Source organism: Gammaproteobacteria bacterium (assembly GCA_022450155.1).
Taxonomy (GTDB): Bacteria; Pseudomonadota; Gammaproteobacteria; order Arenicellales; family UBA868; genus REDSEA-S09-B13.
Map to the genome: position 1 here is coordinate 1 of JAKUQR010000042.1, position 11,505 is coordinate 11,505.

Here is an 11,505-nt window from a genome sequence, read left to right on the forward strand (position 1 = left end):
CTCTGTATTCGTCGTAAGTAGATGCCGGTATTGTGCCTGGCAATCAATTGCCTATTGCCGGTCTTGCCATCGACCGTCATCTGCAGGAATCTTTCTCCTTTACGGTTGATAAACCACTGGATATGCCGCCATTTAAGGTTCATCGCTTCAGTACCATGGCGCATCCCGGTATTGGCGAGGATCAGGACATAATCGCGCAATAACTCACGCATCATCTGGCTGCGCCGGGATTTACCCGTCTTCGCCCACTCGCGCATACGCCGGGTCAAAAGCCGATATTCCTCAAAGCTAAAGGCCGGCCGGGCCTCTGACTTCTTGCCCTTGTTCTGTAAGGCGGGCAGGGTGGATTGGGTGATCCAGCCGTGTTGCAGGGCGATATCAAAGACCCGGGCGAGTGCCACATTGTGGGTGGTGATGGTACTGGCGGCGGGCTCCTTGCCCATCTTTTGCCGTCGCCAGGCTTCATATCGATTGAGTTTCTCTGGGGTGATCGAATCGACCCCGTGCTTGCCAAAGAAGGGGATGAGAAAGTTATGGATCACGCCGATATAGGCGCTATAGACCACTTTGCCTCGGCCATGGCGAAGTTCTTCTTCCATCGCTTGAATGGAAGCTTTAGCGACCGAGGCAAACTTACGGGTGCTTTGGGGGAGTTTGTTCTGGGCTTTGACCCTCGCTTCGTAGTAAAGGACTGTGGCTCTATCTACTGCCTCGTCAATATCCCCTGTTTTGGTCGATACCCGATGCCAGGTGCCGTCATCCAAGTGCAGACGGGCCTGCCAGACAGCACTGCGCGCTCGTTTATAAACGACAACAGTGTTTTCTAATAACGAGTGGGATTCAGCCATCTACACACTATACACAAGGTGTGCATGGTGTGCTAAGAGTGTGCAACAACGAAAAACAATACAAAATGACTTAAGTCATTGATAAATGGTGGGCCCGGAAGGACTTGAACCTTCGACCAATGGATTATGAGTCCACTGCTCTTGTTGTTTCTGTAGTCTAGAAGTCTAGCAATATCAACACATCCAAGCACCTCAACCCTGCGCTTGGTTGCCTTGAATGGACTGGAATAGTCAGGAATGGACCTGAGTTAGGTACATTTTAGGTACAGTGGGTACTTAACGAACCCTAAAGAAAATTGAACGTGACTTATCGCGACCAGGTGTACTTTGATTTCCAGCCAGAGACTGAGATTCCGTTCTCCGAGGCCGAATTCGAGAACCGATTGTTGCGAGTACGCGCGAAGATGGCGCAAGACGGCATTGACTGTCTACTGCTCACCTCACCGGAAAGTATGTATTACATGAGTGGCTATATCTGTATGTGGTATCACACTGAGAGTCCCGTCGAGTGGCCGCCTTCCAATGGTATCGCGGTGCACGTGGACCACGACCGGTTCATCCACTTTGAAACTGAGCGAGAGGCAGTCCTGACCCGCACGTTCACCGTATCGAAGGACACACGGTATTTCCCAAAGGACAGCTACCGCGATGGAACGCGATTTATCGTCGGTGAGCTAAAAGCTGAAGGCTGGCTAAAAGGCAGGGTCGGTATGGAATTCTGGGCCATGCAGCCGAATCGGGTGATCAGTCAGAAGATACAAACTCAATTCGAGGCCGCCGGTGCTGAAGTTGTCGACGGGAGTCACGTCTTAAGGGAAATTCGTTGGGTGAAGTCGCTGGCCGAAATTGAGTGTCTTGAAGAGTCATGCCGGATCGCGACTGCTGGGCTCAATGCGGCGCGCGAAGTCATTCGGCCCGGCGTTACCGAACTCGAAGTGCAAGGCGAGGTAATCCGAGCGCTGTGTGCGGCTGGTGGTGAGTTACAGGCGATGATGATGCCGGTTCTGTCCGGTGGAAAATCAAATGCGGCTCACGCTGTCGCCACGCGAAAGAAGATTAAAGCCGGAGAGACAGTTGCAGTCGACGTTGCTGGCGTCCACAAGCGCTACCATATGAATGCGGCCCGCACTTTCAGCGTCGGCGAACCGGCAAAGGACGTTGCAGCTAAAGCGAGTCTGGCGGCTGGCGTAATGAATGTGGTACGCGAGTGTATGCGTCCAAACCTCCCTGTGCGTGAGCTCAATGAGAGGGTGAAGGCTTACTACGAAGCCCACGACCTGTGGGATCAGCGTGGCTGGATCGGCGGATATGAAATGGGTATCGCGTTTCTCTCAGACTGGGTCGGCAACATGGTCTACGACCCGCTGGTGGAAAAGAACGCGGACCGGTTTTTCGAACCCGGGACCGCGGTGAATCACGAGGTCCAAATATTTCTCCCAAGGTTTAGTGGTCAGTTTTTCATGATCGAATCCTTGTTGTTCAAGCAAGACGAGGTGCGACTGGCGACGCACGACGTTCCGTATGGCCTGATTATCTGTGAGAACTAGCAGAGACCAGAAACCAGTGAGCGTAACGTACAGTTAGGTACAGTCGAAAAGAAGACCAGTGATCAGACGACGTAAGTCATTGAAAAGATGGTGGGCTCGGAAGGACTTGAACTGATCGTTAACCTATTGAATAGTTGATGTGATTTCTGTTACCCCCAAATAGTTACCGTCAAAGTACTCGTCTAAAGTGCTGGATTTGGTTGGATGGGGTTGGACCAAAGCACATTAGAAGAGATGATCTAGGTCAATTAGCGTCAGAATTGCACACCGATCCAGCGCGTATGTGACTGAATGTGACTCAAATGGACTGAAGTGGACCCCTGTTGGTCACATTCTGGTCACACCGACCTGATCAAAAAGGAACCCCTAATCCCTCTGGGATCAATCCCAGTTTTTAGTGGAACTATCCACTCCCGCGTAGTAGCGAGACATAAACGCGAACGTAATGTTGGCTTAACAGAACGCAAAACAGAGTACCTGGCTTCGAACCAGATGGTCGGGGGTTCGAATCCCTCGGGGTGCGCCAAATTTTCATTATCAGACAAATGGTTCATACCAGTTACCGAATACAGCGTGAATTTCGGAGCGGCGACAGACTTGTGCAACTTAAAGCAGTGGTTCCAAGAGATTCCATCGATTGGGAGCGTAACCGGGCAAAGGCACCACTGAATCTAGTTCATAGTTACGATACCGCACTAATCCATGGGGCGCTATGGGCAGGATGGTTCAATGTCACCCGGCATGGCGATTCTCTGTCATACATGACGCCGGGATAAGTTTATTATCCAAGCGTGGAGAATTTCAGAATACAAGTTGAGCTGCTGATCCGGCAGGCATTGGGTCCCATGATTCGGCTACTGATCCGACTCCAGATCAGCCCGAACGGGATGTCTGTTACCGGATTCTTAGTGACGATGGTCGCGGTCGGACTGTTTGTCAGCGGAATGCCGGTGGCGGCCGGTCTGATTTTTCTTTTGGGAAGCCTGTTTGATGTAATCGATGGAGAGTTGGCCCGTGTCGGCAATCGGGTTACGCCATTTGGCGCGGTCATCGACTCTTTACTTGATCGGATCAGCGAGGGTGTGCTGCTCATTGCTATTGCCTGGTACTTCGCGGATCGCGGCGAAACGGCCAGCGTGGTTATCACCGTGGCAGGAATGCTGGGGTCGGTATCCACGAGTTACGTGCGTGCCCGGGCTGAGGCGGTTGGCACGACCTGCACCGTTGGTTGGGTCACTCGCCCCGAACGAATCATGATCCTGACGTTGGGGATGATTTTCGGCCAGCTGTTTGTTGCCATCGTCATCTTGTTTGTGTTGACAACTCTGACTGTGATTCAACGAATCGTGCACGTTCATCGGATGTTACGGGAACAAAAGTTATCGTCGATAGACGAGACCGGTTCCGGTCGTTGACACCACTCGGCACGATTTACACTTTTTCCCGGTAAGGATCGGTTGTCGCGGGATCGACTGCATCCGTTTCAAGCTTGATCTGCTCTGACAGAGCATCAAAGCTTGCCTGCAAAGGGCCGGCGTATTCCAGTTTGTGACTCGCTGCGGCGGCACCGATATGGGCAGATGAATAGGGTGATAATCCCTGCAATCGGGCTGCCACATAGCCGGCCAAATACGTATCACCGCATCCGGTTGAGTCGACCGTGTTTTTTGGACGGTACGCAGGGATCTCCGACATTCCCTCAGGCGAGCAAATGCTCGATCCGTGAGATCCAGCCGTAATCAGAATTTCTCGGGGACCCCAACTCTGTAATTCTGTCAACATATCCCGGGTTGTCTGGCATCCAGTAAGAAGTCGGGCCTCCTCGATATCTGCTTTGAGGATGTCAGTGTGTTGAACCAGTTTTCTAATCTCTGGCGACATTTGCAGTGTTACTTGACCTGGTCGTCGGAGCCGAAGCAATCCTTGTACGTCCAAGGCCACGGTTCCACGAGTGGCAAGGTCCACAAATAGCGCTGGCTCGATATCGCCGACAGCCAATGGCCCGAGGTGAAATACGTCTGCAGAGACGTCGACCAGGTCTCTTGTCGTTAACGGATCTGCAAATCTCAAGATTCTCTGGAGCCGGTGGTTTGGGTCGGAAGAGGAGTAAATATTTTCAAATTGCAACGTCTCCGACGACTCGAGACAACGGATCGTGGTGTCGGCTTGCTCGAGCTTTGACAGAAGATTCTGCCGGTCGTTGGCTGCAACTTTCGTCACCAGCATGGTCTCCAGACCCAGTTTCCGGTAGGCCAGGGAGGAAAAGAAACCCGTTCCGCCGACGGTGGGGCCCGAACGGTGTCCGCTGACCACAATCGTTTCGGAGGTGACATGACCCACAACACAGACCTTCGGCATTACAAGAAATCTCCCTAAGGATAGGCCCGGGTGGCCGTCTGTTTCGCTGTCCGGCGGCCTAGCTTATCTTCGAAAGTACAGGAGTGCGCGTCAAGCGCAAAGCGCGGAAAATGAAACTGGGGGGGAAAGAGCAGACGCTTACGTTTATGGCGCGCTCTGCAAGACCGGCTGGAAGCCGAAGAAGAAAAAGCGGTCGATGCTTGGCCCGACTGCGAAGATCCTACAATAACGATTCAATTGCCTCGACCAATTCATCGCTCTCGGGTCGGACCGTACTGCCGAAACTCCCTACGACCCGGCCCTCTCGAGACAACAGATACTTATGGAAGTTCCATCGCGGGTACTGGCCAGCTTCCTTAGCGAGGGCGCGGTAAAGGGGTTCTGCCCACCATTTGGCGACCCGGCTTTTCTCGAACATCGGGAATTGAACGTTGTAGGTGAGGCGACAGAACTCCTGCACCTTTTTCTCCCCGCGCGGCTCCTGGAAAAAATCATTTGATGGGAAGCCGAGAACAGCAAATCCACGAACCTGGTACTTTTCGTACAGGGCTTCAAGGCCCTCGAATTGCGGAGTAAAGCCGCAATAGCTGGCGGTGTTGACAACCAGCAGGACTTTACCGGCAAATTCATCACACAATCTGACCGTTGTCTCGCTGGCGAGATACCTTTTGCTGAAATCCAGTGTTGCCGGACAGCTCTCATCTGCCATGCTCGGATTAAGAAAGAAGAACATGGCGAGGGCCACGCAGCCGGAAAACGGTTTCATTGTGCGGTTGCTTCGGTTCGATTTCGCATATTTTAAAGAATACTCTATCTCGAATTAGAGAGTAGAGGAGATTCCGCAGACGCTGAACTGAAGTTTTCAGTTCACTTCAAGTACCTGCTCGATTGCCAGGCGATCTTCGGTTGCCATTTGGTCATGGCTGCTGATTCGGGTGGTCAGCCGAGACGGAATTGGGAGGTGACTTCTCTGATCTCATTGAGAAGGGCATTTTTGCGCTCCGCCGACGCAAAACTCGCCTTGACAGAATTAACCGCGTATTGGGCGAGCGCGGTCCGGTCGAGGCTGAATGCACGCTGCACGCTCGCATAGTTGGCATTAATATAGCCGCCAAAATAAGCGGGATCGTCTGAATTGATAGTGACCTGAAGGCCGGCCTGGGTGAGTTTTTCGATATTGTGTTCGGACATCTGTGCAAACACCTTCAGCTGGATGTTTGACAGCGGGCAGACGGTCAACGGTATCTGCGAAAACCGCAACTGCTCGACCAGCGCCAGGTCTTCTAAACAACGAACACCGTGATCGATGCGCTCAACATTGAGGGTATCCAACGCTTCTCGGATGTAGTTGGACGGGCCTTCTTCCCCCGCATGTGCCACCAGATGTAACCCTTTCGCTCGCGCCCGGTTAAAAACTTCGCTGAATCCGGATGGCGGAAACCCAAGCTCCGAGGAGTCAAGACCGACCCCAAGGATTTCCTCACGCCTTGCAAGCGCAGTCTCCAGCGTCTTCATCGCTGACGCGGCGGGCAGATGCCGAAGAAAGCAGAGAATCAGCCCGGAGGTGATCCCGAATCTGCTCTCACCCTCCCGGAGTGCCGCCGTGATCCCATCCAGAACCAGATCGTAGGCAATTCCCCGATTGGTATGGCTCTGCGGATCAAAGAAAATCTCGGTGTGGCGAACGGCATCGGCATGAGCTCTCTCAAGGTAGGCCAGTGTCAGATCGAAAAAATCCTGTTCGGTCCGCAACACGTCGTTGCCTCGATAGTAGATGTCGAGAAACGACTGAAGGTCAGAAAATTCATAGGCCTGTCGGATTTCCTCGGCAGTGCTCCACGGCAGCTCAATACCGTGATGCTCAGCCAGGGCATACATCATCTCGGGTTCTAGCGTTCCCTCGATGTGTAGGTGCAGTTCAGCTTTCGGCAGAGTGCTAAGAAATTCATCCAGCGAAATCATGGAATTCATGTTATCCGGATAACCGCTTCCCTGTACAGAAGCGACGATCGCTGGCATTATCTTGGTTTTGAAAAGTGTTGATAATCAGCGAGTTCAACTGCTGATTGTTACCCTCCACTCTTAAATGCGCATAGCGCATCAGCATCTTGGTATCTTTGTGGCCTGTAATCGTCGCTACTACCTTGCCGGGACTGAAGAGTATAGGAACCGGAAAATAACCGTCCAGATTTGTGTCCAAACGCTTAAAACCGACAACCGACACAAAATGAAAACCTCTCTAACTGGGTGTAGTTAAGGGGGAATTTTGGTCGGGGTGAGAGGATTTGAACCTCCGGCCCTGTTGTAGGAATGTAGGAACCTTTAGGACACTTCGTGTAGTTTAGTTCACACGGAGGCCAAGACAATGACTCACGCTGAAAGAGAGGTAAATCGTAAATTACGTATCCTTAATCACGCCGAAGAATCCGGGAATATTGCTAAAACGTGCCGTTATTTTGGCATCCCACGATCCTTGTTTTATGTTTGGCGAAATGCCTATCGCCAACACGGTAATGAAGGACTCAAATGCAAGAAGCCTATCCCCAGGACACACCCCAATCAAACACCGGATGAGATTGTTGAAAAGATTTTATATCTGAGACGCAAATACCACTTGGGACCCACTCGGATCATGTGGTACGTGGCACGCTATCATTCGATGCGTGTATCGGATGCCACGATATACAGAGTATTGAAAAGGCACGGTGTTAATCGATTACCAGGGCGTCCGGGGCGCCGAAAAATCCACACTAAACGCTACAACAAACAAGTTCCTGGCCACCACATTCAGATGGATGTTAAGTTTCTAATATTCAAAGGAAAGAACGGCCAAAAGCTCAAACGCTATCAATATACCGCGATTGATGACGCGACACGGGTCAGGGCCTTGAAGGTTTATACACGCCACACCCAGAAAAATGCAATTCATTTTGTCGATTATGTCATCAACAAGTTTCCATTCCGTATACAGCAGATCAGAACGGATCGTGGTCATGAATTCCAGGCTCTGTTCCACTGGCATGTCGAAGACAAGGGCATTCGGCATGTCTCTATCAAACCGCGCTCGCCTCAGCTCAACGGCAAAGTAGAACGATCTCATCGATCAGATCAGGAGGAGTTTTACCAGTTACTGACGTACAAAAATGACGTTGATTTGGAAAAAAGGCTCTATGAGTGGGAACAGTTTTATAACTTTGCAAGACCGCATGGTGCCCATAAGGGAAAAACCCCTTATGAATCTCTCAGAGATAAGTTAGCATGAAAATGAAGTGTCCAGCAGGTGCGCACTTACTACACACTCTGGTGGTCTCGGTCCCAATACCAGCCATGGCCGGCAAATGGGCAAAAGGACTGTATGCCAAAACTATCACCGACGAATACAAGGTCTACTACAACCGCTACTGGTCAGGGTGAGAGGATTTGACCCTCCGGCGCTAAAGCAGAACCAACTGTTCGCGTAAAAAAGTTCACGCGGATACTTGCGACCGATAGGGTATCCGTAATCAATGTAGCTGCGGCGAGTTCAGCGAGTCCGACCGGTTCACCGACTGAACCGTCAGATCGAGCATCTCGCCATCGCGCGACAGGGTCAGCGGAATACCGACGCCCGCCTCGCCGGTCGCCCAGACTCGGCGGAACATTTCGGCCAGTTCCTTGACGGGCTGACCGCCAACACCGAGTATGAAGTCGCCGACCCGCACGTCGGCGCGCTGCGCTGGCCCTCCCTCCGCGACGCCGGCGACGACCAGCGCGTCATCCATCTCGGTCGTCATCATGCCAAGCCAAGGACGCGCCGGTTTCTGGGTCCTTCCGTAGGTCAGCAACTCGTCCATGATCGGTTTCAATATATCGATCGGAACAACCATATTGCCGTTGACCGAATCGCCGCCAGAGATGACCTGCGGCACGAGCAGCGAACCGATACCACGCAATGTGCCATCATGACCGATCAGTCCGGTCCCGCTCCAACTGGGGTGTGGCGGGGCGGTAAAAATCGCTTCATTGAGCAGATATTCCCAATAGCCAGCGAATTCGCGCTTGGCCTGTACCCGCGCCGAGATGGCGTTTTCACGGCCGCCATGACCTGCCAATACCACCGACTCGCCTTCACTGACGTCGGCCGAACTGCCCATTTCGAGCGTCGACAGATCTAGCCGTCCCAAAGCCTGGATCAGGCCAAAACCGGTTTCCTGATCGTAGGCGACAGTATGAGCGTTGGTCGCACCGCCCTTGTTGTCGATGAGCCAAATAGTCTCCGCCTCTGTCACCAGATATCCGATCGTCACGATCAACCCGTTTTCCCGGATCAGCACGCCGTGGCCCGCCCGTTCCGTGCCGAGTATCCTGGCCGTCATCGCAGTTTTAGGAATCTGCGTGCGGACGGATACGATAGCGGACAGCGCCCGTTTCAAATCGTAAGAAAGTTCTTCCTGTCGCGGTTGCGCAGTTTGTGGTATTTCTGACATCGTTTCCTTATTTCCGTTTTCGCCATTTAATAGTCTCGGCACCAACCCCAACAGAAAACATCAACAACAGAATTGAAAGAAGACGGTTCATACCAGCACTATATAAGAGAAGTGGGATCTATTGGTCTAGGACATTGCCCTATAGCCTGTTGAAAACACGATCCCAGTCTATCTTATCGCCCGCGGTTTACATGGGACCAAAAGAATCACCTATTCCCTGGCGTTTTTGCTTTTACACGGCTTACATTGATCTAGTTCCCACACCCAAGCGTGTTCCTATAATTCTGTCACACTGTTATGTGGCAATCTATCGGTAACACTATGGAACTCAAAATTTATGATACCTGGATTCGATTCTCTTTCCATTCGTATAGCCCTGTCAGCCGACTACAATGAGCACGGATTCGACACATGCTCAGATACTGCAACAAATCCATTCGCGTGAACAGATAAATAGCCGGAGCTCGTAAACGTTATGGCCGAACAAAGTTCAATGTTCGAAATTGCAACCGCTAGTATTGAAGGTAGTCAGTTAACTATTACCTGGGGCGACGGCCACCACAGCAGCTACCACCCATTCTGGTTACGCCATCAATGCGAATGTAAAGTATGTGGTACCCCCATAGATGCTGTCAGGGGCATCCGGCTTCTCGACATTCCACCAAATGTCGAGCCAGAGTTACTCGACAATTCCAACACCGATATCAATATTCAATGGATGCCTGACAAGCATCGCTCGGTTTATTCGGCGAGGTGGTTGCGAAATCATTGCTATTCCGATCAGGAGCGTGCGCGAAGAAAACATCTTCCGACCTTATGGGACGACTCAATCGTAGATTCGCTACCGTTATTTGATTTCAATCAAGTTGAAGTAGACCTGGCAGAGCGTTTAGCGATGCTGGAATCAGTTCGCGATTATGGATTTTGCCAGATAATCAACCTGTCGACAGAATCTGGGCAGTCTCGTCGGCTCATTGAATTGGTGGGTCCCCAGCGACAAACTCATTTCGGTACCTACAATTTGTCGAGGAAAACGAACGTCGACAATGTCAGCGATACCACATCTGAATTGTTGCCCCATGTTGATGAAGCCTATCGATTGTCGTGCATTGGTATTATTGTTTTCCAGGTGTTGCAACCCAGTTCGAACGGCGGTGACTCGACGTTGGTAGACGGGTTTCAGGCGGCGCAGCGGATGCAAGAAAAATGGCCTGAAGACTTCGATTTGCTAACACGGGTCCCCATTACTGCAGAACGGTTTGATCTAGGTGCAAATACCGACGGCCAATCCCGGTGGTACTTCGCGCGCTTGCCCGTTATAAAGCTGGATAGTGACGGCGACATCTCCGGCGTGCGCTTAAACGAACGTCAAATTGCACCACTTGACATGCCAGCCGACCTGATTGAGCCGTGTTATCGCGCACTGAGGCGGATGTTCGAAATTCTCTACGATCCTGAATTGATAATTACTTTAAAACTGAAGGTAGGAGAGGGGTTGTTATTCAATAACCAACGCGTATTGCATGGTAGGACCGGGTTTACCGCCGAAGAGCCTGCGCGTTCTGTCCTGACGAGCTCGGTTGACTTGGACGATTTTCATTCGACGATGCGCATTTTACGTCGGACGCTTGGTACAGAGAATTCGTCAGTGTTGTTCAACCAAGGCATGATTGTGTAGATCGAAACGAATATGGCGATAAGAAAATTGCCAACGGTAGCGACAATATCGCGAGGCTCAGAATCTACAACGGTGGGAGACCCACTTAAACCATGGACCTTACTGCATGGAATTTGGCGCAGTTGGGTGGAGAAAATGGATTATGAGTCCAGTGGTCCAACCGTAGGGCCTATGAAAATCAACCACATACGCACACCGATCCCGCGCGAATGTGACTGGAATGGACTGGAGTGGACACATTTAGGGCACATTCTGGGCACAGTCCAAAGCTAGTTGGCTCCCACGATAAACCGTACAAGCGACAAACCGCTGCTTGTTCGCTGTAGGTCAGCCCGTGAGAAACACTCTTACCCGATATTGGCATCCTTCATTCCCACTTCTTATATGGTATCTCGATGGTCAGCCGCCCCGTACCCAGCCCCGGATACATCGTGATGAAGGAGGGCGTGCCTCGTTCCTCGGGGTATTCCCCTTCATTCTCGGCTAGTGCTTTGGCGTAAGCCAAGGCAGTCTCAATCTCGGGGAAGTCCTTTTGAAGGTGGTGGGTGGGTGTGCTTGCGTAGACTCTGACGTAATAGCCGGTGATTTCCTTTCTCTGTTCGTCTTTG

Annotated in this window: 11 protein-coding genes; 5 read left to right on the forward strand and 6 right to left on the reverse strand. The window is 51.7% G+C overall.

The features are described from left to right. On the reverse strand, positions 1 to 848 hold an 848-nt coding region (locus tag MK323_14520), incomplete at its 3' end, for a site-specific integrase (protein MCH2483362.1). A 302-nt stretch (positions 849 to 1,150) separates the two neighbouring features. Between MK323_14520 and MK323_14525 the strand changes: the two genes are divergently transcribed. Together MK323_14525 and MK323_14530 are read left to right on the forward strand one after the other, a co-directional pair. Beyond that, positions 1,151 to 2,395, forward strand: coding sequence for a Xaa-Pro peptidase family protein (locus tag MK323_14525; GenBank protein MCH2483363.1), 1,245 nt, complete (start codon positions 1,151 to 1,153; stop codon positions 2,393 to 2,395). 845 nt (positions 2,396 to 3,240) lie between these two features. Then, positions 3,241 to 3,810 carry a CDP-alcohol phosphatidyltransferase family protein gene (locus tag MK323_14530; GenBank protein MCH2483364.1) on the forward strand — a complete coding sequence of 190 codons (570 nt, stop codon included), beginning with the start codon at positions 3,241 to 3,243 and terminating at the stop codon, positions 3,808 to 3,810. 16 nt (positions 3,811 to 3,826) lie between these two features. On the opposite strand, the gene MK323_14535 is transcribed toward MK323_14530, so the two are convergent. The 3 genes from MK323_14535 to MK323_14545 form a co-directional block, all read right to left on the reverse strand. Continuing rightward, on the reverse strand, positions 3,827 to 4,753 hold the full coding sequence (locus MK323_14535) for a PfkB family carbohydrate kinase (GenBank protein ID MCH2483365.1): 927 nt from the start codon (positions 4,751 to 4,753) through the stop codon (positions 3,827 to 3,829). Positions 4,754 to 4,973: 220 nt separating this feature from the next. Continuing rightward, positions 4,974 to 5,519: a glutathione peroxidase gene (locus MK323_14540; GenBank protein MCH2483366.1), complete on the reverse strand. Its 546-nt coding sequence runs from the start codon at positions 5,517 to 5,519 to the stop codon at positions 4,974 to 4,976. A 173-nt stretch (positions 5,520 to 5,692) separates the two neighbouring features. After that, complete coding sequence (locus tag MK323_14545; GenBank protein ID MCH2483367.1) at positions 5,693 to 6,706, reverse strand: adenosine deaminase; 1,014 nt, start codon at positions 6,704 to 6,706, stop codon at positions 5,693 to 5,695. Positions 6,707 to 7,118: 412 nt separating this feature from the next. On the opposite strand from MK323_14545, the gene MK323_14550 reads away from it, so the two are divergent. Together MK323_14550 and MK323_14555 are read left to right on the forward strand one after the other, a co-directional pair. Then, complete coding sequence (locus MK323_14550; protein MCH2483368.1) at positions 7,119 to 8,015, forward strand: IS481 family transposase; 897 nt, start codon at positions 7,119 to 7,121, stop codon at positions 8,013 to 8,015. After that, on the forward strand, positions 8,012 to 8,167 hold the full coding sequence (locus MK323_14555; GenBank protein ID MCH2483369.1) for a hypothetical protein: 156 nt from the start codon (positions 8,012 to 8,014) through the stop codon (positions 8,165 to 8,167). Before MK323_14550 ends, MK323_14555 begins: the two co-directional genes overlap by 4 nt. Before the next feature lie 89 nt (positions 8,168 to 8,256). Here the strand turns inward: MK323_14555 and MK323_14560 are convergent, their stop codons facing one another. Then, a complete protein-coding gene (locus MK323_14560) occupies positions 8,257 to 9,219 on the reverse strand; it encodes a S1C family serine protease (protein MCH2483370.1) in 963 nt (320 codons plus the stop codon). A gap of 475 nt (positions 9,220 to 9,694) precedes the next feature. Here MK323_14560 and MK323_14565 point away from each other — a divergent pair, with 475 nt between their 5' ends. After that, positions 9,695 to 10,897, forward strand: a complete 1,203-nt coding sequence (locus MK323_14565) for a TauD/TfdA family dioxygenase (protein MCH2483371.1) — start codon at positions 9,695 to 9,697, stop codon at positions 10,895 to 10,897. Between the two features lie 367 nt (positions 10,898 to 11,264). Here the strand turns inward: MK323_14565 and MK323_14570 are convergent. Continuing rightward, on the reverse strand, positions 11,265 to 11,505 hold a 241-nt coding region (locus MK323_14570; GenBank protein MCH2483372.1), incomplete at its 5' end, for a hypothetical protein.